20 protein-coding genes are annotated in these 21,969 nt (G+C 58.1%); 10 read left to right on the forward strand and 10 right to left on the reverse strand.

The window, feature by feature from the left end:
• Positions 1 to 81: 81 nt before the first annotated feature.
• From BVL55_RS01925 to BVL55_RS01940, 4 genes are all read left to right on the forward strand, one after another.
• A complete protein-coding gene (locus BVL55_RS01925) occupies positions 82 to 1,329 on the forward strand; it encodes a lytic murein transglycosylase (protein WP_075995489.1) in 1,248 nt (415 codons plus the stop codon).
• A 196-nt stretch (positions 1,330 to 1,525) separates the two neighbouring features.
• Positions 1,526 to 2,017 carry a (2Fe-2S)-binding protein gene (locus BVL55_RS01930; protein WP_075997820.1) on the forward strand — a complete coding sequence of 164 codons (492 nt, stop codon included), beginning with the start codon at positions 1,526 to 1,528 and terminating at the stop codon, positions 2,015 to 2,017.
• A 160-nt stretch (positions 2,018 to 2,177) separates the two neighbouring features.
• Entirely contained in the window at positions 2,178 to 4,517 is a 2,340-nt protein-coding gene (locus BVL55_RS01935) for a xanthine dehydrogenase family protein molybdopterin-binding subunit (RefSeq protein ID WP_075995490.1), read from the forward strand.
• Between the two features lie 16 nt (positions 4,518 to 4,533).
• Complete coding sequence (locus BVL55_RS01940; protein WP_075995491.1) at positions 4,534 to 5,334, forward strand: FAD binding domain-containing protein; 801 nt, start codon at positions 4,534 to 4,536, stop codon at positions 5,332 to 5,334.
• Positions 5,335 to 5,433: 99 nt separating this feature from the next.
• Here the strand turns inward: BVL55_RS01940 and BVL55_RS01945 are convergent, their stop codons facing one another.
• From BVL55_RS01945 to BVL55_RS01955, 3 genes are all read right to left on the reverse strand, one after another.
• Entirely contained in the window at positions 5,434 to 5,928 is a 495-nt protein-coding gene (locus tag BVL55_RS01945; RefSeq protein ID WP_083649313.1) for a copper chaperone PCu(A)C, read from the reverse strand.
• Between the two features lie 107 nt (positions 5,929 to 6,035).
• Positions 6,036 to 6,437 carry a hypothetical protein gene (locus BVL55_RS01950; protein WP_156892379.1) on the reverse strand — a complete coding sequence of 134 codons (402 nt, stop codon included), beginning with the start codon at positions 6,435 to 6,437 and terminating at the stop codon, positions 6,036 to 6,038.
• 120 nt (positions 6,438 to 6,557) lie between these two features.
• A complete protein-coding gene (locus BVL55_RS01955) occupies positions 6,558 to 7,520 on the reverse strand; it encodes an NAD(P)H-dependent flavin oxidoreductase (RefSeq protein WP_075995494.1) in 963 nt (320 codons plus the stop codon).
• A gap of 232 nt (positions 7,521 to 7,752) precedes the next feature.
• Here BVL55_RS01955 and BVL55_RS01960 point away from each other — a divergent pair, with 232 nt between their 5' ends.
• Positions 7,753 to 9,261 (forward strand): hypothetical protein, encoded by a 1,509-nt coding sequence (locus BVL55_RS01960; RefSeq protein WP_075995495.1) that lies wholly within the window; start codon positions 7,753 to 7,755, stop codon positions 9,259 to 9,261.
• Between the two features lie 18 nt (positions 9,262 to 9,279).
• Here BVL55_RS01960 and BVL55_RS01965 read toward each other — a convergent pair whose 3' ends face one another.
• A complete protein-coding gene (locus BVL55_RS01965; protein ID WP_205410833.1) occupies positions 9,280 to 10,341 on the reverse strand; it encodes an SO2930 family diheme c-type cytochrome in 1,062 nt (353 codons plus the stop codon).
• A gap of 7 nt (positions 10,342 to 10,348) precedes the next feature.
• On the reverse strand, positions 10,349 to 11,587 hold the full coding sequence (locus tag BVL55_RS01970) for a parallel beta-helix domain-containing protein (protein WP_075995496.1): 1,239 nt from the start codon (positions 11,585 to 11,587) through the stop codon (positions 10,349 to 10,351).
• A 137-nt stretch (positions 11,588 to 11,724) separates the two neighbouring features.
• Between BVL55_RS01970 and BVL55_RS01975 the strand changes: the two genes are divergently transcribed.
• On the forward strand, positions 11,725 to 12,357 hold the full coding sequence (locus BVL55_RS01975; RefSeq protein WP_162841430.1) for a TetR/AcrR family transcriptional regulator: 633 nt from the start codon (positions 11,725 to 11,727) through the stop codon (positions 12,355 to 12,357).
• 328 nt (positions 12,358 to 12,685) lie between these two features.
• On the opposite strand, the gene ppk2 is transcribed toward BVL55_RS01975, so the two are convergent.
• A complete protein-coding gene (gene ppk2 / locus BVL55_RS01980) occupies positions 12,686 to 13,549 on the reverse strand; it encodes a polyphosphate kinase 2 (protein WP_428977268.1) in 864 nt (287 codons plus the stop codon).
• A 148-nt stretch (positions 13,550 to 13,697) separates the two neighbouring features.
• Positions 13,698 to 14,234, reverse strand: coding sequence for a GcrA family cell cycle regulator (locus BVL55_RS01985; RefSeq protein ID WP_075995498.1), 537 nt, complete (start codon positions 14,232 to 14,234; stop codon positions 13,698 to 13,700).
• 518 nt (positions 14,235 to 14,752) lie between these two features.
• On the opposite strand from BVL55_RS01985, the gene BVL55_RS01990 reads away from it, so the two are divergent.
• The 3 genes from BVL55_RS01990 to BVL55_RS02000 are packed head-to-tail and all read left to right on the forward strand — an operon-like array spanning position 14,753 to position 17,907.
• Positions 14,753 to 15,943 (forward strand): aspartate aminotransferase family protein, encoded by a 1,191-nt coding sequence (locus BVL55_RS01990; RefSeq protein WP_075995499.1) that lies wholly within the window; start codon positions 14,753 to 14,755, stop codon positions 15,941 to 15,943.
• Between the two features lie 22 nt (positions 15,944 to 15,965).
• Positions 15,966 to 16,883 (forward strand): ornithine carbamoyltransferase, encoded by a 918-nt coding sequence (gene argF / locus BVL55_RS01995; RefSeq protein WP_075995500.1) that lies wholly within the window; start codon positions 15,966 to 15,968, stop codon positions 16,881 to 16,883.
• 34 nt (positions 16,884 to 16,917) lie between these two features.
• Positions 16,918 to 17,907 (forward strand): Hsp33 family molecular chaperone, encoded by a 990-nt coding sequence (locus BVL55_RS02000; RefSeq protein WP_075995501.1) that lies wholly within the window; start codon positions 16,918 to 16,920, stop codon positions 17,905 to 17,907.
• A gap of 256 nt (positions 17,908 to 18,163) precedes the next feature.
• Here BVL55_RS02000 and BVL55_RS02005 read toward each other — a convergent pair whose 3' ends face one another.
• Together BVL55_RS02005 and apaG are read right to left on the reverse strand one after the other, a co-directional pair.
• Complete coding sequence (locus tag BVL55_RS02005) at positions 18,164 to 19,648, reverse strand: TrkH family potassium uptake protein (protein WP_244530565.1); 1,485 nt, start codon at positions 19,646 to 19,648, stop codon at positions 18,164 to 18,166.
• Positions 19,626 to 20,018, reverse strand: a complete 393-nt coding sequence (gene apaG, locus BVL55_RS02010; protein ID WP_075997823.1) for a Co2+/Mg2+ efflux protein ApaG — start codon at positions 20,016 to 20,018, stop codon at positions 19,626 to 19,628. Before apaG ends, BVL55_RS02005 begins: the two co-directional genes overlap by 23 nt.
• 109 nt (positions 20,019 to 20,127) lie before the next feature.
• Between apaG and BVL55_RS02015 the strand changes: the two genes are divergently transcribed.
• Positions 20,128 to 20,739: a CDP-alcohol phosphatidyltransferase family protein gene (locus BVL55_RS02015; RefSeq protein WP_075995503.1), complete on the forward strand. Its 612-nt coding sequence runs from the start codon at positions 20,128 to 20,130 to the stop codon at positions 20,737 to 20,739.
• Here BVL55_RS02015 and BVL55_RS02020 read toward each other — a convergent pair whose 3' ends face one another.
• Entirely contained in the window at positions 20,740 to 21,936 is a 1,197-nt protein-coding gene (locus BVL55_RS02020) for an O-succinylhomoserine sulfhydrylase (protein ID WP_075995504.1), read from the reverse strand.
• Between the last annotated feature and the right edge of the window lie 33 nt (positions 21,937 to 21,969).

The following is a 21,969-nucleotide window of genomic DNA, read 5'->3' on the forward strand; positions in this document are numbered from 1 at the left end:
GCCGGCATGTGGCCTGCCTTGCTCTTGCCGGACCGCTGCAATATGCCTCGAAAAGAACCGACTCAAACCGGACGGGAGTGAATGCGGCGGGTTTCACATATTCTGACAGGTGCCCTTGCGGCGCTTCTTGTTGCCGCTCCTGTCGTGCTGGCTATGGACAAAGCCTCAATCGACCGCCAGTTCCGGCAATGGCTGCAGAATGATCTGTGGCCGCAGGCGCGGTCGAATGGCATCTCGCCAGCAACGTTCAAGGCGGCCTTCAATGGGGTCACGCCCAATCTCAAACTGCCGGATCTGATCCTGCCCGGCAGCGGCAAGAAACTTGACCGAAAACAGTGGCAAGCCGAGTTTCGTGCGCCCTCGGCCTATTTCGCTGAGAACATCATCGGAGCCGTCGCATCCGGCGGCAGCAAGCTGTTGGCCCGCCACGCGGCATTGTTGGCAAGATTGGAGGGCCAAACCGGAGTGCCGGGGCGCATCGTAGTGGCAATCTGGGGCCGGGAATCAGCCTTCGGCAAGGCAAAAATCCCCTACAATGCCTTCGAGGTTCTGGGCACAAAGGCGTTTATGGCAACGCGCAAGGACTATTTCAGAGCCGAAGTGCTCGCTGCCCTTGAAATGGTTGAGCGCCGCGGAGCTCCGGCGCGCGGCCTTAAAGGTTCCTGGGCTGGTGCTCTCGGCCAACCGCAATTCATGCCGTCCTCCTTTCTTGCCCATGCCCGCGACGGAGACGGCGATGGCAAGGCCGATATCTGGAATTCGGTAAACGATACGCTTTCCTCCATTGCCGGCTATCTTTCCGACAAGGGTTGGGTAAGAGGCCGCGACTGGGGATTTGAGGTAACCGTTCCGCAATCGGTCTCTTGTGCCCTGGAAGGTCCTGACCAGGGCCGCAAGATTGCCGATTGGGCCAGGCTTGGCATCCGCCGGGCCAATGGCAAACCGTTTCCCGCCCATGAAGCAAAACAGCAAGGCTACCTGATGATGCCCGCCGGGCGTTATGGCCCTGCCTTCATCGTCACGCCGAACTTCTACGTACTCAAGGAGTATAATGAGTCCGATCTCTACGCCCTGTTTGTCGGACATGCCGGGGATCGCATGCAATATGGTTCCCCGCCCTTCCAGGCCGGTTGGCAGCAGGTGGACGATCTGTTGCGTTCTGACATTGCCGCCATGCAGCGCGGCTTGGAGAAGCTCGGTTATGACGTTGGCGGCGCGGACGGCCTGCCGGGTTTCAGGACCCGGCGTTCGATTGGCGGCTGGCAGGCCAAACAGGGCATGACACCAACCTGCTTTCCCAGCAGGAAGCTGGTGAACCGCCTCGGCTGACTGCTTCGAGTGGCCGTCAGACTTGGCGATTACGGCTGCTTTCGGGATTTTTCGAAGAATCTCCCCAACACCCCTTGCCGACACCTTCGGCCTGCGCCACACTGATTTACAGGGAGGATCGGTCGTTACCGGCCACGGCTATCCGGCCAGAATGCGGTTCTCCGGCTATTCTGCTGTATTTGTGTGGAGGATTTTCATGTCAACAGTAAGCATGACGGTCAATGGCAAAGCCGTTGAGCGTGAGGTGGAGGACAGGACGCTTCTGGTCGATTTCCTCCGCGAACACCTTAACCTGACAGGAACCCATGTCGGCTGCGATACCTCGCAGTGTGGCGCCTGTGTCGTGCATGTCGATGGCAAGGCGGTCAAGGCCTGCACCATGCTGGCTGCCCAGGCATCCGGCGGCGAGGTAACGACGATCGAGGGGCTGGCCGCCCAGGGTCCGGGGGGCGACAAGCTCCATCCCATGCAGCAGGCTTTCAAGGAAAACCACGGTCTGCAATGCGGCTTCTGCACACCGGGCATGATCATGACAGCGGTCGACATGGTTAACCGCCACAAGGCCAATGGTGGCGGCAAGCTTTCGGAAGACAAGATCCGTGCGGAACTGGAAGGCAATATCTGCCGCTGCACCGGGTATCATAACATTGTCCGCTCCATCGAGGCAGGCGCCAAGGGCATGCGATAGGGCTGCCCGGTAAATTGCGGGCAGCGAACAGACGATCAGCAATACCATCGGAAAGGACAGGCGAACCGGCAGCAAGAAGGGACAAATGAAAGGTCAGTGAGACCTTCCTGTCTGCTACCGGCTATTTGCTGTCACTTTCCGGCCAAGGAGGAGAAATCTAATGGGAGTTGAAGGCATTGGCGCCAGGGTACTTCGCAAGGAAGACCAGCGCTTTATCACCGGCAAGGGCAAATACACCGACGATTTCAAAATGGCAGGCATGCATTATGCCGCCTTCGTCCGCTCGCCGCACGCACATGCGAAGATCAAGAAGATCGGCAAGGCCAAGGCCGAGAAGATGCCTGGCGTTGTTGGCGTTCTCGATGGCAAGCAGCTAACGGGCGACGGCATCGGCAACATCATTTGTGGCTGGATGATCCACTCCAAGGACGGTTCGCCGATGAACATGGGCGCCTGGTCGGCGCTGGCTACCGAGTTCGTTCGCTATGTGGGGGATGCGGTGGCCGTGGTGGTCGCCGATACGCTCGAAAACGCCAAGGCGGCCGCTGAAGCGGTGGATGTTTCCTACCAGGTGCTGCCCCATGTGATCGAGGCGCCGGAAGCGCTCAAGAAAGGTGCGCCGCAGCTTCATCCCGAAGCCAAGAACAATCTTATCTACGACTGGGAAATCGGCGAGAAGGATGCAACCGACAAGGCGATTTCCGGCGCGGCCCACGTCACCGAGATGGAAATCGTCAACAACAGGCTGGTTCCAAATGCCATGGAACCGCGTGCTGCCCTTGCCCATTACGATGCGGCGGACGACCACTTCACCTTGTACACCACCAGTCAGAACCCGCACGTTGCCAGGTTGGTCCTGTCAGCTTTCTATCAGGTTGCACCCGAGCACAAGCTGCGGGTGATTGCGCCTGATGTGGGCGGCGGTTTCGGCTCAAAAATCTACATCTATCCGGAAGAGATCGTGTGCCTGTGGGCTTCCAAACGCACCGGCGTTCCGGTGAAATGGACCGGCGACCGCACCGAGAGCTTTCTCACCGACGCCCATGGCCGCGACCACGTGACCAAGGCGCGCATGGGTTTCGACAAGAATGGCAAGATCGTCGGTTTCTCCGTCGATACCATCGCCAATCTGGGCGCCTATATGTCGCTGTTTTCCTCTTCGGTGCCGACATATCTGTATGCGACCCTGCTGTCGGGCCAGTACAACATCGCCAACATCCACTGCAATGTGCGCACGGTCTATACCAACACCGCGCCGGTGGATGCCTATCGCGGCGCCGGACGCCCCGAGGCGACCTTTGTGGTCGAGCGGATGATGGAAACGGCCGCCCGCGAAATGGGCATGGATCCTGCGGATCTGCGGCGCAAGAACTTTGTCGGGGAGTTCCCCCATCAGACCCCGGTCATTATGTGCTATGACGCCGGAGACTATAATGCCACGCTTGATGCGGCGCTGAAGGCTGCCAATTATGACGGCTTTGCCAGGCGCAAATCGGCAGCCGCCAAGAAAGGCAAGCTGCGCGGCATCGGTCTTTCCTGTTACATCGAGGCATGCGGCATTGCGCCATCGGCCGCTGTCGGCTCGCTGGGTGCCGGCGTCGGCTTATGGGAATCGGCGGAAGTGCGCGTTAATCCGGTCGGCACGGTCGAAATCCTCACCGGCTCACACAGCCATGGCCAGGGCCACGAGACGACCTTTACCCAACTGGTGTCCGAACGCTTTGGCTTGCCTACCGACAATGTGCAGATCATCCATGGCGATACCGACAAGGTTCAGTTCGGCATGGGTACATATGGTTCGCGTTCAGGTGCTGTCGGCATGTCCGCGATCGTCAAGGCACTCGACAAGGTGGAAGGCAAGGCGAAGAAGATCGCCGCCCATCTGCTGGAAGCCGATGAGGGCGACATTGTCATCGAAAACGGTGAAGTAAAGGTCGCCGGAACCGACAAGAAGCTCGGCTGGCACGAAGTCTGTCTCGCCGCCTATACCGGCCACAACCTGCCAGAAGGCATGGAGCCGGGCCTGAAGGAAGGGGCGTTTTACGATCCCACCAACTTCACCTTCCCGGCGGGCACGTATGTTTGCGAGGTGGAAGTCGACCCCGAAACCGGCAAGACGGAAATTGTCCAGTTCGTGGCGGCTGACGATTTCGGCACGATCATCAACCCGATGATTGTCGAAGGTCAGGTCCATGGCGGCATCACTCAGGGCGTTGGTCAGGCGCTGTTGGAAAGCGCGGTCTATGACGACAACGGTCAGTTGCTGACCGCTAGCTACATGGACTATGCCATGCCGCGTGCTGACGATGTGCCCAGTTACAAGCTCTCGACGCATGAAACCGTGTGTCCGGGCAACCCGCTCGGCATGAAGGGGTGCGGCGAAGCCGGCGCCATCGGCTCGCCGCCGGCTTTGATCAATGCAATCACCGATGCCATCGGTAACAACAATCTCGCCATGCCCGCCACACCGGCACGGGTATGGGCAGCCATCAACGGTTAAGGGAGGCGAATCAGAAATGTATGCTACCAACTATCATCGCGCTTCCTCGCTGAAGGATGCACAATCGCTGTTCAAAAAGGCCGGCGACGGCCAGTTCATGTCCGGCGGGCAGACCCTGCTGCCGACCATGAAGCAGAGGCTGGCAGCCCCCAGCGACGTGATCGATCTGCGTCATGTCAAGGAGCTCAAGGGGATCAAGGTCTCCGGCAAGAAGGTGACCATCGGCGCGGCCACGACCCATGCCGAGGTTTCAACCAATGCCAAGCTGGCCAAGGCCTGCCCGGCGATCTGTTCGCTGGCTTCGCATATCGGCGACCCCGCCGTGCGCCACATGGGCACTCTGGGCGGATCGATTGCAAACAACGATCCGGCTGCCGACTATCCCGCCGCCATGATGGCGCTTGGCGCCACCATTTACACCAACAAGCGCCAGGTTACCGCAGACAAGTTCTTCAAGGGCATGTTCGAGACGGCGCTGAAGGATGGCGAAATCATCACGGCAGTGGAGTTCTCCGCACCGAAAAAGGCGGCCTACAGCAAATATCCCAACCCGGCTTCGCGCTATGCCATGTGTGGTGTTTTCGTTGCCGATCACGGCAAGGGAGATGTTCGCGTGGCGGTCACTGGCGCGGGCAATGATGGCGTCTTCCGCCACAAGGGAATGGAAAAGGCACTGGCCGCGGACTGGTCGCCGGAAGCGGTCGCCAGCGCCAAGGTGGATGAAGACGGCATGCTGTCCGACATCCACGGCAATGAGGCCTATCGTGCCAACCTGGTGCGGGTCATGGCCAAGCGGGCAGTGGCTGCAGCGGGCTGACACCGAAGGGCACCGGAAAATTGAAAAGGCCGGTGGAATGTTCCGCCGGCCTTTTGCTTTTTGAGTGAAGGCTTGCTGCAGGGAACTGCCCAAACGCGTTCAGTTGGAATGGTCCATCTTGCTGTGATCCAAGCCACCGGGTTTCACGACTTCGACGTTGAATTCGACTTCAATCTTGCCTGCCTTCTCGAAATTGAGCGTTACCTTGCGTTTTTCACCTTCCTTGAGCTGTTCGCCGAGCTTCATGAACATCACGTGATAGCCGCCCGGCTTGAGAATGACTTCGCCGCCGGCGGGGATTTCCAGCCCGCCTTCGACTTCACGCATCTTCATGATGTCATTTTCCATCTTCATTTGATGAATTTCGGTCTTGCCGGCAAACTCTGCCGAACCACCGATCAGCCGGTCGGCTTCTGTGCCGGTGTTCCGGATCACGAGGTAGCCGCCGGAAACAGGTGCGCCCGGCATGGTGGCACGGGCATGGGGATGATCGATTTCAAGAGGCCCAAGCTTGTATTCATCGGCGAAGGCGGAAACAGCCAGCAGCATGGTGATGGCGATGGTCGCGAGAATTTCCTGAGTAACGTGTTTCATTGTCTGATTCCCTTGCGTTGCAGATTCATCTCTGCCGCATTGCATTCATTCCGGTCACTCGCCGGATTTGTTGCATCGGCGTTTTTCCGGTCGGATATCTGAGGTGATCAGGCGATAGGCGGTGCGCGGGCCGGATTGCCGTAACTGCCCAGTTGGACAGGCACAGTCTCATTCTTCCGTTGCAGGATCCTGACCGGTTTGAGGCGGATCGCTTCAAGCTCTGCAAGGCCGTCAAGCGAATGGCTTGAAGAAGCAATCCGGCAAAATTCGCACGCGTCCCCATGATCGTCATGGTCGTCATTGCCACCGCCGCCATTGATACAGAAAATAAGAACAGCGCCATCCGGCAGGGCCTGCCGAACATCAGCGGCAGGATCACTCCCTGAATCAAACGGCATTGCCCGGTGGGCGAAGCCGGTCATGATCAGGGAAATGACGACCAGCGGAAGTACCAGCCAGATCTTGTGCCTGGTTTCTTCCTTCACCGGTCTGGTTTGCAGCCAAGTCATGGCGCTATCTACGGCGCTTGAAAGATAATTGGCAACGCTTGCCGAACCGGTGTGGCATTTGGCCACCGTCCATCTGACCTGACCGGCCCTTTCCAAACAGGCCGAAGCCCGGCGCTACCTCTATGGCTTGCACATGGCGGCCCTGGCATCTGCGTATTCGCGCTTCAGGCGATCCACGAGTTCTGCCACCGGGGCCACCGATTTTACGGCGCCAATGCCCTGGCCGCATCCCCAGATATCCCGCCAGGCCTTTGCCTTGGAACCGCCGCCGGAACCGAAATCCATTTTCGACGGGTCGCTTTCGGGGAGGTTGTCCGGGTCCATGCCGGCATTGATGATCGATTGTTTCAGATAGTTGCCGTGCACGCCGGTAAACAGGTTCGTGTAGACGATGTCCTCAGCGCCGAAGTCGGCGATTGCCTGTTTGTAATCATCTGTGGCGCGCGCTTCCTTTGTGCCGATGAAGGGTGAACCGATATAGGCCATATCTGCGCCCATGGCCTCGGCCGCGAGTACAGCACCGCCATTGGCAATCGAGCCGGCAAGCAGCAACGGCCCGTCAAACCATTCACGCAGTTCCTGAACCAGTGCGAAAGGCGAAAGCCGCCCGGCATGTCCGCCTGCACCGGCTGCAACCGCAATCAACCCCGTTGCCCCCTTGTTGATGGCAGAATGGGCATGGCGCTGATTTGTGATGTCGTGCAAGGTGATCCCGCCATAAGCCTGTATGGCCTGATTGACCTCCGGCACCGCGCCAAGCGACGTTATCACAATTGGCACTTTGTGCTTTACCACCAGCTTGATGTCTTCCATCAGCCGGTCATTGGAGCCATGGACGATCAGGTTGACGGCAAAGGGAGCTGTCTTGCTGTCCGGGTTTTTTTCTTTATGGCTTGTGAGTTCTTCATTGATCTGGGAAAGCCACTCGTCAAGCTGTTCGATCGGGCGGGCGTTGAGCGATGGAAACGCGCCAACGATGCCCGCCTTGCATTGGGCTATGACCAGTGCCGGGTGGGAGATGATGAACAGCGGTGCACCGACCACCGGTAGTGCAAGATCATCCTTCAGTATCGGGGGCAGCATGCGGTTCTCCAACATTTACGTTACCGTAAACGTCAATATCCTCTGTGCCTGACTGAATCAAGCCATCAGATCGTGCCGGCAGGCATCCGGTACCACTGCCCGGCCGATAACCTGTCCTGTGTCGCTTGCGGCAGGTCGTGACCGGTAAACACAAAACGGGATAGCGGGCTTGGTTGCAAATTGCTAAACCTGATCCTAAGGAAAGAAACGACAGACCAGGAGAAGTCATTCCTTGGCCAATTTCGAGGGGCTCATTCGGCAGGCATTGCAGAACCAGAATGCCGGCGATCCGGCAGTTCGCCAGCGGATTTATCAATCCTCCCGCAATGCCTTGACCAAGATGCTGCAAAAGTCGCCGGATTTGAGCGATGAGGCAGCAAAGCGGCAAGTTGACAGTCTTGAAGCATCCATTGCTTCAATTGAGGCCGATTACGCTGCCGCAGAACAGCCGGCGCCGCCGGACGGTGCTGCATCTCACCGCCCCCCGGATGCCATGCCGGACACCGCTGGCCAGCAGACGGCCGATCTTCAAGCAGAGCCGCAGCAACGCCATCTGCCTGGCGCTGCCCCGGACCGTTCGGAAGAAACCGATCCCGTGCTGGCAATGCTGGAGCAGGCAAGTCTGGGCACAACCGGCGGGATGCCGGGTGAATCACGTGACCGGCAGCCTGAAACCGCGCAAAGCGCACCCTCTATCGATGAAGCCCCTTCGGTTGCCGCAGAGGGCAATGACCCGCATGCCCCATATCCCGATGAGTCACTGAACCTTGATAACTACACGCCGGAGCCGCTTTTTCCGCTGCCCCAATCCGAGCCGGCTGTAAACCTGGATCTGCCGGCAAGCGGCATTCGGCAGGAACCGTCAGACCCTGTCATGCCGCAACCGGAAAATTCTGACAGCGGTGCTTCCACCCACCCTTCGACGGTGACTTCCGTGCCGGAGCCTCCTCCGGCAGTCGGCGAGCCGCAATCCGGCGCCGCGTTGACCGGAGAGGACCAGGGCAACGGCTTGGCGGCAGCAGAAGCGCCGCACCGCAATGACCTTGACGAGTTGACGGCCGAGCGCGAACCATACCCGGTATACAATCGCAAGCACCCGATTTTGCGCAGGATCTGGCCAATCGCGCTGGCACTGGGCATTCTGCTTGTTGTCCTGTGGGTAATGTATGCGCTTTTCGCCAATATGGGCGACAAGAATGCGGCCAACGGTCAGGCGGATAATCCCGGGCCAGTCGGTGAAACCCAGCTTTCCGATGATGGCAGTGCGACCATCACCCTGCTTGAGCCGACCGATCTTTCCGCCCTTGTTACGGCCGGGCGCGGAACGGCAGAACTCACCACCATACAGAACGAGCAGATGCTGCGTCTTCAGTCTGTGCGTCAGGATGGCCAGGCCAGCGTCAGTGCGGAGCCCATTTTGCTGGAGATGGAACGCGGCGTGCTGCAGCAGATCATGGGCAAGCCGGTCACCGTCGAGCTGTTTGCCAAATCCGGCCTTACCGGGCCTGCCCAGTTCGCCATTGAATGCAGCGTTGGTGGCGAAAGTGTGTGCGGCCGCAAGCGCTTTCGCGTCGGCCAGCAGCCGGAGCGCATCGTGTTCTCAATGGACATGAACAACGTTACCGATTCCGGCGCCCGTGCTTTCCTCGCGGTAAATACCGACATCACAACCGAGGCCGATACCAGCGGCAAGGGTGATATCATCGATCTGATTTACGCCCGCCTCCGCTTTGAACCGTAAGACCTGTCAGGCAGAGCTTCAGCGCAGGCTGGCAATCCAGTTGCGCAGCAGGTTTACAGCTCTCGGATCGGTAAGCGAACGTCCCAGTTCGGGCATCATGACGCCAGGTTCCGTGCTTTTGACACGATAAAGCAGGATGGATTTATCCGGCGCACCAGGAACGATGCTGAACTGAAGTCCGCCTGAACCGCGCCCGGCGGCGACGGGGCGCTTGAAGATGCCATATGCCGTTTTGTCCCTTTCGTCCCAGGTCAAAAACAGGCCCGAATTGCTTGCCGGTCCCTCGCGGCGATGGCAATGGGCACAATTGATGTCGAGCCAGGCGCGCGCGCGATCATCGAGCGCAGCGGTTTCATCGAGCCAGGCGGGAGCAGACGGTGCCTTTTCAGGGGCGGGTGCACCAGCCAGAATGCCGGCGCTGGCCCAGCGGACAAGCTGGTTTTCAATGCCGTCGCCATATCCGAATTCATGGTTGAGATTGCGCGCCTTCGGCCCGATCGGCGTGATCTTCCCGTCAATCGCGTGGCAGCCCTTGCACTGGTTCTTGTTGGGAACAGCGTAGGTGATCTGCTTCATTCCGCCATCCGGCACGGGTATCTCCATGTCGATCCTGGCGCCGGTAATGTTCAATTCAGCATCGCTCTGGGCATCGTTCCAGATATAGGCCCATGCCTGCCAGCCGCCTTCTTGATGCAGCAGCACCCGTGTTTCCACCAGATGCAGTCCGTCTTCGCTCTCGTCAGGATAGGCGAAAGTCTTGATCAGTGCCGAACCAACGGGAAAGCGGAAGGCTTCGTTGCCGTCATACTCCGCCGCCTTGCCATCCGGCATATAGACGAAGCGGCGTTTTTCCGCGAAGTCGGTAAACAGGGGCGTTGCCGGGGCAAAGGGCAGTACGCCCTCGGCGGAAACCTGCCGGCTCGCATCGGCAAAAAAACCGAAACCCGAAAGCAGCTTCGGCGGACGCTTTGCAAGGATGGCGGCATCATCGACCGCCATGGCACTTCCTGCCGCCAGCAGGCTGCAGCAAAATGCCACCATGGCGGATGCAGCTGCACAGCGCATCAGCGATTTGCCCACAGCGCCCTCAACTGCCTGCTTCCTGCGCCAGCTTTACCGGCGCGGGCTCCGGCAGACTGCCGGCATGATCGGCGATGTTGCGCTTGGGGCTTGTGCTCCAGGGCAGCAGCAGTTGCGAGATCATCTTCAGATTGGCAAAGGTCGTATCTTCAGCTTCCTTGATGTAGATGCGGTTCTCTGCCGATACCCAGCTGAACCATTCAGGAATACGGGTGACGCCATCCCATACGATATCGGGTACCGGTTTTCCGGTAAGGTCTGAAATAAGCTTGCCCACTTCGCCCGTGTCGGGTGCGTTACCGCCATCACCATAGGTGTTGTCGTGGATGTAAACCCCGCGGGGTACGAACATGTATTCGTCATCGTCATAGTCTTCAGGATAAGCGGCGATCAGCATGTGGGTGGTCTGGTTTCCCGAAAGCCGGTTGCCAAATACATGCACATTGCGGTTTGCCATCACCATAATGCCCATGCCCTTGGGTACGATGCCGACGATGTTGCCCTCCGGGGCGAAGTTGGGCGTATCGTTGTCCACCACATCATTATCGAAAACCCGGATGTCATGGCCACCCTGCTGCGGCAGGTTGGGCAGATCGAAAATCAGGATACCGCCGGTATTGTGCGTTGCCAGATTGCCATGGACATCGGCGCGGAACGAGTTTTCGATCTCGATACCGGCAACATTGTACTCCGCCCGGTTGTTGCGAACCACAATGTCCTGGCTCTGGCCGACATAGATGCCGGCGTCCGACGCGCCGCGCACCAGCGAATTCTCGATCAGCACATTTTTTGAGGATACGGGATACAGACCATAGGCACCGTTCTTCTCATCCGGACCATTGGTCCATTCCACCCGCAGATTGCGCATGGTGATCTGGTCGCCATCCTTTGCCTTGATACCGTCGCCCCTGGTGTCTTCCACCGCAAAGTCCTCGAGGGTGACCCGGTTAGAAGTTACCAGAAGGCCTTCGCCCGCACCATCCTGCTGCTTGAAGGAAAGCACTGTGCGCTCCGGCCCGGCGCCGCGGATGGTCACGCCATCGGCATCAAGCGACAGCCCGTCCGTCAGGTTCCAGCGCCCTGCCTGCAGAATGATCGTATCGCCCTCTTCCGCCAGGATGAGCGCCTCGGCCAGTTTTTCAGGGCCGTCAAACGGCGACACGGTGATTTCTGCTGCATGAGACAGGTTCAAACCGGCGGCCAAAGCCAGTAGTGCAAACATGGTTGGCTTCACAGCCGTTTTCATCCGATAAACCTCCCAACACAAGCCGAATGTGAATGCGGGCAAATTGCTGCCTGTAACTGGCTTTGTCAACAAAAATGAAATAGTTTCATTTTTGAAAGGCAACGGATTCCAAAATGCAAGCAAATGAAAAAGTTGCGGTGAAGGATCATAAGCCGGCAGCGGTCAAGGCTTCGCCCGTGCAGCGGCGGGCCTATAAGACCCGTGCCCTGCTTTTGGAAACCGTGGAAGCGCTGGTTGCCGAAAGAGGGGCTACGGCGGTGACAACGACCGAAATTGCAGCCCGAGCTGGCGTGTCCGTGGGGACGTTGTACCGCTATTTTACCGACCGCGAAGAACTGCTTCTGGCTGCCTACGACGCAACGGTTGAGCGCATTGTCGCTGCTTGTGGGCAAGCCCTGTCGCAACTGCCTTGCGATCTTTCCATGGAAGCTGCGGCGCGAGCGTTGTTGGGAGTATATCTCGATGCGGCGGAGGCCATTCCGGCCCATGCCGGTCTGCTGAAGGCGATGCGGGCCATCCGCACCATCGAGGCCGACCAGACAGGCGCCAGCGAAATGTCGGTAGTGGGCAGCATATTCGAACCCTTTTTCGGCAAGTTCGCGCCGCAAGCGGCGGCAAACCCCGAACGGCTGCATTTCATGGCCGCCCTGATCGGCAACCTTGTCGATCTTTATCTTCTCACTTCCGGAACGCCGGAAGATCGCGCTGCCATGCGCCGCGAGGTGGAAGCCCATCTGCTGTTGGCGTTGGAACGGATGAAGAAGTCCTGACCCTAGAGCGTGTCCGGTTTAAATTAAAGCAGTTTGCATGGATGGATTTTTCGCCTCCGGCAAGGAGAATACCGCAGCGCGGTGCCTTGCCACCTCGCGAGGATTTCGACGAAGCCAGAACGCAAAAGACACCACAGCCGGGCACTTAACATCATGAATGTATCGGGTTTTCTGCAATCGTTTGAACTTGGCTCCTTGCCCTTCGGGCAGTGTCGGAAAATACTGACAGTGCCTGCACTGCGCCGCATTTTCCTCCTTGCCGAAGACCAAACTCCCGGCGCTCAAACGATTCCATTTAAGCCGGACACGCTCTAAATGTCGATACAGCCTAAGGCTTGCCGATGACTTTCCGGTCAATTCTGCCGATCTTTGCCTCATCCTTGCCGGTATAGGGCAGGGCACGCAATATGGTCCGGATCACATTGATCCGCGCGCGGCGTTTGTCATTTGAGCGCACGACTGTCCACGGCGCATGCTTTGAATGGGTTGCGGCAAACATCTGATCGCGGGCATCCGCATAGTCATCCCACTTGGTAAGCGCCTTGATGTCGATGGGCGACAGCTTCCACACCTTCACCGGATTGTGGCGCCGGTCATGAAAGCGCTTGAGCTGCATTTCCTGGCCGATGGTGAGCCAGAATTTGAAGAAGTGGATTCCTTCCCGGGTGATCATCTGTTCGAAGTCGGGAGTTTCGCGAAGGAATTTCTTGTGCTGCTCGGGCGTGCAAAAGCCCATTACCGGTTCAACCCCGGCCCGATTGTACCAGGAACGGTCAAACAGCACCATTTCTCCCGTGGTGGGAAAGTGGTCCACATATCGCTGGTAATACCATTGTCCCTGCTCGACGTCCGACGGCTTTGACAGCGCCACCGCACGGACCCGGCGGGGATTGAGATTTTCGCGAATCGCGCCGATCGTACCGCCCTTGCCCGCGGCATCGCGCCCTTCAAACAGCGCTATAACCCGCTCGCCGCTTTCCTCCAGCCAGTAGAGCACTTTGACCAGCTCGGCCTGCAGGTCGTCCAGCGTCTCCTCATATACCTTGCGCTTCAGCTTTCGTTTGTGGGGATACCCATCGCTCGCAAAGGCGTTGTCCTTTACCCAGTCTGGCAGCACCGGATTGTCGAGATCGAAACGCCGGCGCTTGCCTTCCATGTTGAGCGTAACGACGGGGGCGTCAGGAATGTCCAATGAAAACTCCCGGGTTGAAACGTTTTTCAGCCCCGGAGTAAGCCACACGCTGACAGGTTTGGCAAAGATTTGGTGTGCAAGCAAATTCCGCACACCAACTCACACTTTCCTGCTCACGCTGCCAGGCAAAGATCGATCAAGCCATGGATTAGAAGGCGTTGAAGCCCGAGGATGATGACAGCTGTTTGGGGGCACCTGTCTTGCTGGCAGCTCTTTGCCGCCGCTCGGCCGCCGGCTGATAGGCCAGCCGGCAATGGTATTCGCAATAAGGATCGCTTTCGCGCACTTTCACGCCGCAAAAGCCGAAATCCGCTTCCTGCGGATCGCCGACAGGAAACTTGCAGGTCTGTTCGGTAAGCTGGAGTAGATCCAGCATCAGAAGGTCGGGTTTTTCAATGTCCGGCAGCTCGGCAGCCGGGCGCGGACTGGCGGTATTTGCAGATCCGGCTTTTGCATTGTTGACGGACTTTGCTTTTGTTCCGCCATTTGTTCTTGCAGTGGCTGTCTTGCGCCGTGGCGCACCGGTAGCCGTGCCCTTGTTGCGCCCGGACAGGCCGAGACGGTGAATCTTGCCGATCACCGCATTTCGGGTAACACCGCCCAGTTCCGCCGCGATCTGGCTTGCACTCAGGCCTTCTGTCCAGAGCTTTCGCAACACATCGACCCGCTCATCCGTCCATGACATGGTTGAAAAATCCTGTTCTTAGCCGCAATCAGAGATAGCAACGCCGGATACACCCGGCGCGAGCCGATACTCGTCAAATTTTCTGTTTTTCCGGATGCCCACTTTTCCCGGAACGTTGAAAATCCTAGCGTAGGGCTTGACTCGGTGACAAGGCGAAGGGGTGCAATAAGAATCGATTTTTCAGTTTATCCCCATATTCGGGAATCCAATTTCACAATCCTGTGGAAAGCAGAATCGGATTTACGGATTGACTTGTGCCTTGCAGGGCATTTGTGAAGCAGCATTTGATCTGCCGGGTGCCTGCTGTTTGTTCTGACGGTGTCGGCTGGCAGACATTTGACAATTGCCACCGGCAGCGCGATATAAACCCGGTAATCAAGTGCAGCTCGCCCGGTGGGGCGGGCTGTTTGCTTTCCCGGGCAGTTTTGAGCGGTCTGGGCGGGCCCTATGCGACAACAATTTGGATGGCCAGAACGCAAACCGGCGCTCTGGTGCATTTCACGTTCCGGAGCACTCCAATGAGCGCTGAAAAACACACCTTCTCCACCTATGCGCAACCCGAAATCGAGTTCGTGCGTGGCGAAGGTACTCATCTGTATGACAATCAGGGCAACGAGTATCTGGATCTGACCGCCGGTATTGCCGTCAATGCCCTCGGCCATGCCCATCCCGAACTGGTCGCGGCCCTGAAGGATCAGGCCGAAAAGCTCTGGCATACCTCCAATCTTTTCCCCATTCAGGGGCAGGAGAAGGTTGCAAGGCTGCTCTGCGAACACAGCTTCGCCGATCGCGTCTTCTTCACCAATTCCGGCGCCGAGGCACTGGAGTGCTGTTTCAAGACGGCGCGGCGATATCACCACAACCGGGGTGAAACGGACCGTATCAACATTCTTACCTTCGAGGGCGCCTTCCACGGACGGACACTGGCTACCATCGCTGCCGGCGCCCAGCCGAAATATCTGGAAGGTTTTGGCCCCAAGACACCGGGTTTCATCTCCCTGCCATTCGGTGATGAAGATGCGCTGGCCGCCGCCATTGACGAAACCACCGCCGCCATTCTGATAGAACCCATTCAGGGTGAGGGTGGCATTCGGGAAGTGCCCAGTCAGACCCTTCGCGACCTGCGGGAGCTGTGCGACAAACATGGCATCCTGCTGATCTATGATGAAGTCCAGACCGGCATTGGCCGTACCGGAAAGCTCTTTGCCCATGAATGGGCAGGCGACAAGGGCGAGGGGGCACCCGATATCATGGCTGTGGCAAAGGGGCTTGGCGGCGGCTTTCCCGTCGGTGCCTGTCTGGCCCGCGCGGAAGTGGCAGAAGCCCTGACGGCGGGAACCCACGGCACCACCTTTGGCGGCAACCCGCTTGCCATGGCAGTCGCGGGCAAGGTGCTGGAAATTGTCACGGCAGACGGTTTTCTGGATCAGGTAAACCAGAGTGCCCTGCTGTTCAGACAGATACTGGCTGAAATGACCGACCAGTATCCTGCTCTGGTAACCGAAGTCCGCGGCAAGGGGCTGCTGCTCGGGTTGAAGGCGGTTGTTCCCAATACCGACATCATTACAGCCTTCCGCCAGCATCATTTGCTGGCGGTTGGCGCCGGCGACAATGTGGTACGCTTTGCGCCGCCACTTACCATCACTCCCGAAGAGCTGCGCGAGGCCCGTAGCCGAATGACTGCTGCCCTGGATACAATTCAAACCTGACCTGGCGAGAACGGAAAAGAAGATGACCGATACGCCCAGACATTTCCTCAATATTTCCGCACTGGAAGCTGGCACCCTCAATTCGATCCTGTCCGATTCTGCTGCCATGAAAGGCAGTGCGGACAAGGATGCCCGCCCGCTTGCCGGCAAGGTGCTGGCGATGATTTTTGAAAAACCGTCGACCCGCACCCGCGTGTCGTTCGATGTCGGCATGCGCCAGCTCGGCGGCGAAACCATCTTTCTGTCGGGTGCAGAGATGCAGCTTGGCCGTTCGGAAACAATTGCCGATACGGCCCGGGTTTTGTCCCGCTATGTGGATATCATCATGATCCGCACGACGGATCACGAACGGCTTCGCGAACTTGCCGAATATGCCACGGTGCCGGTAATCAACGGTTTGACCGACGATACCCATCCCTGCCAGATCATGGCTGATCTGATGACCTTTCAGCAGCATCGCGGATCGCTTGAAGGACGCAAATTCACCTGGACAGGCGATGGCAACAACGTATTGCATTCGCTGATCGAGGGCGCCGCCCGCTTTGGGTACGAACTGCATATTGCCGTGCCCGAAGGTTCCGAGCCGGAGGCCCGCTATATCGAATGGGCAAGGAAGAACGGCGGGAGCATCCATCTGGGTAATGACCCGGAAGCAGCGGTGGCAGACGCCGATTGTGTTTTTACCGATTGCTGGGTGTCCATGAACCAGGAACACCGTGCCCGTGGCCACAACGTCTTCATGCCATTCCAGGTCAATGAGGATTTGATGTCGAAAGCAAAGCCCGACAGCCTCTTTATGCATTGTCTTCCCGCCCATCGCGGCGAGGAAGTGACCGACGCTGTCATGGACGGTCCGCATTCGGTCGTATTCGATGAAGCGGAAAACCGTCTTCACGCACAAAAGGGCATTCTTGCCTGGTGCATGGGGATTGGCGGTTGACACCGGTCTTCACCATCAGCCTCGAGTAGGGTCAATGACGCAGGACACGCCTCAAACCTCCGGCCTCGCCGGCATCGATTCTGTATTGCCGTTTCATGTGCCGGCGCTGGATGTGCGCGGCCGGGCGGTACAGCTTGGCCCGATGCTGTCTTCCATTCTTGATCGCCATGATTATCCCGAACCGGTATCGCGCCTGTTGGGAGAGGTAATCGTTCTGACGGTATTGCTGGGAAGTTCGCTCAAGTTCGACGGCCGCTTCACGATCCAGACCCAGACCGACGGGCCTGTGTCACTGCTGGTGGTTGACTTCAAGACCCCTGGCGCGGTGCGTGCCTATGCAAGCTTCGATGCCGACGCTGTGGCCAAGGCGCAGGCGGCAACTGCCGATAGTCCGGAGGACCTGCTTGGCAAGGGCATCCTGGCCATGACCATCGACCAGGGTGCCCACACCCAGCGCTATCAGGGCATTGTCGAACTCTCTGGCACCAGCCTGGAGGAGGTTGCACAGGCATACTTTCGCCAGTCCGAGCAGATTCCGACCCATGTGCGCATTGCCGTGTCCCGTCTTCTTATTCCGGATATCGGCGGTCAGGGGTCCTCGCAGACCTGGCAGGGCGGGGGCGTGCTGGTACAGTTTCTACCGGAAACACAGGAACGGTATACGGTCCGCGATTTGCCGGGCGGCGATGCACCGCAGGACGCAGACGAGCCGCAGACCGAGGAAACCGATGAAGCCTGGGTTGAAGCCCGGATTCTGACCGAGACGATCCGCGACGATGAACTGACTGACCCTGAGATCAGTTCCGAGCGGCTGCTTTATCGATTGTTCCACGAACAGGGCGTGCGGGTTCACGAGGCCAGTCTCATTGAGGACAAGTGCAGCTGCAACCGCGAAAAAATACTGGATGTGCTGAAGTCGCTGCCCCAGGATGAGCTCGGCGAAAGCTGGCAGGATGGCCAGATTATCACCAGTTGCGAGTTCTGCAGCACGGTCTATACCGTCAAGCCCGGCGATCTGGAATAGACTAGAGCGTGTCCTGGTTTGATGGGATCGTTTGAACGCCGGTAACCAGGTTCAGGCGATTGCAGAAAACAAAAGCTATTCAACATGGTATTGCATTAGCTGTGGTGTCTTTTGCGCCCTGGCTTCGTCGAAATCCTCGCAGGATGGATAAACATCCTGCTGTGGTCTTCTCCTTGCCGGAGGCGAAAAATCCATCCATTCAAACTGCTTCCATTTAAACCGGACACGCTCTAGGCCAGAAGGTTTGTTACACCGTTCAGTTCCGCCAGAAATGCGGTACGAAAAGCACCAGAACGGTCAGCAGTTCCAGCCGGCCGACCATCATTGCAATCGTCAAGATCCACTTGGCGCTGTCATTCAGACTCTTGAAGTTGCCGACCGGTCCGATGATGTCACCCATGCCGGGCCCGACATTGGCAAGCGCCGTTGCGGCGGCTGAAGCGGCGGTGATGAAGTCCAGCCCCACCATGTTGAGCGCCACGGTCGTAACCCAGAAAGCAAGGGCGAACAGGAACAGAAAGTTCATGACGGCTGCAGAAACCTCTTCCTTCAGCGGCCGGCCATTATAGCGCATGATGAAGATGCCATTGGGCTGCAGGGTGCGCCGGACATGCTGTTTGACGGTTTCGTACAGGATCTGGAAGCGGAAAATCTTGATGCCGCAGGATGTCGAGCCCGCACAACCGCCGATGAACATGATGAGGAAGAAGAAAAACTGCGAGGAAAACCCCCAGCCGTTGTAATCCGTCGTTGTGTATCCGGTCCCCGTGACGAGGGATGTGACGTTCAGAAGCGAGTGAAACAACCCGCGCACCGGGTTGTCCGGTTCGGGATGCAGCCACCAGCCGATCATGATTAACGCGAAGAGAATAAACAGAAAGGCCCGGACCTGGGAATTGCGCCATAGTGCGCTTGGTTCCCCTCGAACGGCCTGGACATAAAGGATGAACGGGATCGACCCGGCCACCATGAACAGCGCTGCCACCCCATCGACCAGATAGCTGTCGAAATAGGCAAGCGAGGCATCCTTGGTTGAGAAGCCACCCGTGGCAACGGTTGTCATCGCATGAATGACGGCATCGTCAATTTTCATGCCGACCAGGAGATAGGCCATGGTGCACAAGACGGTTATGAAGATGAACATCAGGGTCAGCGACCCTGAAATCTGGGTTGCCCGGGGCATGATTTTTTCAGCCGTGTCGAAGGCTTCGATCTTGAAAAGCTGCATGCCGCCGATTTGCAGCATGGGCAACACCGCCACGGCCATGACAATAATGCCCAGCCCGCCCAGCCATTGCTGGATTCCCCGCCACAGAAGAATGCCCGGCGGCGCGTAATCGAGACCGGTGATGACGGTGGAGCCGGTTGTCGTGATACCGGACATCGATTCAAACATTGCATCGGTGAAACTGGGCACAACGCCTGACCACATATAGGGCAGGGCACCGAACAGCGGCAGCAGGATCCAGGCTAGCGTCACCAGCAGAAAGGCCTGCCGCGTGCTCATGTCGGTTACCGTGCCCCGGGCGCCGCTGTAGAGGCCGACACCGACCAGACTGGTCAGTAGGCTTGCAGTAACAAAAACCTGCCAGTCGTCATTGTTGGCCATCAGATCGACGACCGCCGGCAAAAGCATGGAAGCGCCAAGGGTTGCCAGCAACAGCCCGTTGACCAGCATGATCGGCCGCACCATGCCGAAAATGGAGCGGTCTGCCGGCTTAGTTGTAGACGGGGTCTGCATCGGGGATATCCAGCGAAAAGGCGGGAATGGCAACGGTTAGCGAGCTGCCGTCCTCATAGCGCATTTCATAGTGCCCTACCATGATGCCGGACGGCGTGGATAGCGGGCAGCCACTGGTATATTCGTAACTTGCACCGGGGCCGATGACCGGTTGTTCACCCACAACGCCTTCGCCGGAAACCTCTTCAACCTGACCATTCGCATCGGTGATGTGCCAATAGCGGTTGATCAACTGGATGGCACGCTTGCCGCCGTTTTCGATCAGCACGCGATAAGCCCAGAAATAAAGATTGCGCTCGGGGTCCGAGCGCTCGTCGATATATACCGGTAGCACGTTGACGGTGATGTGATCGGTCGATTGTCGGTACATGCTGACAAGTCTACATTCTTCATGCCAGAACTGCCAGACGCTTTCCTTCGCAGCACTGCCTGTGCTGGGCGAGGAAAGCCGGCGCGAAAGCTCAAACACGGTCGATTGCATGCTGGACGGGATTGCGAGAAAACAGATCGATCCGCTTTTGATGGCGATCGCATCCAGGCTTGCCAAGACCGGCATCACGCCGAACCAGATTACCGTTGCCGGATTTTTTGTCGGGGTGGCGGCAGCGGCCGCAATTGCCGCCGGCTGGTTTTTGACCGGCCTTGCTCTGCTGCTGGCAAGCCGTCTGGCGGACGGTCTTGATGGATCGCTTGCCAGGCTGACGAAGACGAGCGATTTTGGCGGCTTTCTGGATATCGTTCTGGATTTCGCCTTTTATGGCATCATACCCCTTGGGTTCATCTTCACAGATCCTGAGCAAAACGCTCTTGCCGGCGCGACTTTGATTTTTTCTTTCTATGTAAACGGTGCCAGTTTTCTCGCTTTCGCCACGCTGGCGGAAAAGCGCAAGCTCACCGGCAATGCCCGTGGCACAAAGTCGATTTTTTTTACCACCGGGCTGGCAGAGGCAACCGAAACCCTGGCGGTCTTCGTCCTGGCCTGTCTATTCCCGGCCTGGTTTTCAACCCTTGCCTGGGTGTTCGCTGCAGTCTGTTTTTATACCGCGCTGGTTCGCATTCTGCAGGCGCGCGAAACGTTTTATGGTCGCTGATTAGCCGGTTGCGGCAAGGGCCTGATCAAGATCGGCAATCAGATCATCTTCATGTTCAAGCCCCACCGAGAGCCGCAGCAGACCCGGCGAGATACCCAATTCTATTTGATCTTCCGCGCTCAGGTTCTTGTGCGTGGTGGTGGCCGGGTGAGTCACCAGGCTTTTTGCATCCCCCAGATTGTTGGAAATCCGGACGATTCTGAGCGCATTCTCGAATGCAAAGGCTGCGGCCTTGCCGCCTTCCACCTCGAAGGCCAGCAGGGTGGAGCCACCGCTCATCTGCCTGTTTGCGAGATCAGCCTGGGGATGGGAGGCATCTCCAGGGTAGATTGCCCGTGTAACTTTGGGATGCGAAGCAAGATAGCGGCACAGCTTTTGCGCCGTTGCCGTTTGCTGACGCACCCGCACAGGCAGCGTTTCAAGCCCCTTGAGCAGAACCCAGGCATTAAATGGGCTCAGAGAGGGGCCGGTATGGCGGAAATAGTCGTGCAGGCTTTCCTCAATCCACGCCTTGTCCGACAGCACGATGCCGCCAAGGCACCGGCCCTGACCGTCGATGTGTTTGGTTGCCGAATAAACGACGATGTCTGCGCCAAGCGCCAGCGGCTTTTGCTGTAGCGGCGTTGCAAAGACATTGTCGACCACCAGCTTTGCGCCACTCTCATGGGCCAGGTCGGCAATGGCCGCAATATCACACAATTCAAGGGTTGGGTTGGTTGGGCTTTCCAGAAAGAATACCCTGGTTTCGGGCCGCACAGCCCGCTTCCAGGCATCAAGATCCTTGCCATCGACCAGGGTACACTCGATGCCATAGGCTGGCATCAGCGTTTCGATCACCCACCGGCAGGAGCCGAACAGAGCCTTTGCAGCCACGATGTGGTCGCCGGTTTTGACCTGGCAGCCGATGGCGCTTGCAACCGCTGCCATGCCGGAGGCTGTGGCCCGCGCGTCTTCGGCACCTTCAAGCACACACATGCGCTGTTCGAACATGTGTACCGTTGGGTTGGCGTATCGCGAATAGATGAAGCCCTCTTCATCCCCCTTGAACCGTGCCTCGGCGGATTCTGCGCTGTCATAAACAAAGCCCTGGGTCAGATAGAGTGCTTCCGATGTCTCACCGAAGGGCGAGCGCAATGTACCGCCATGGACCAGTGCCGTGGCAGGATTCCAGTTTGCCGGGTTGGAAAGATCAGTCATCGTGTTACGCGTCCTGGTGCTGCGCAACCGGAA

Origin of the sequence: Salaquimonas pukyongi, from assembly GCF_001953055.1 — a bacterium.
Lineage (GTDB): Bacteria > Pseudomonadota > Alphaproteobacteria > Rhizobiales > Rhizobiaceae > Salaquimonas > Salaquimonas pukyongi.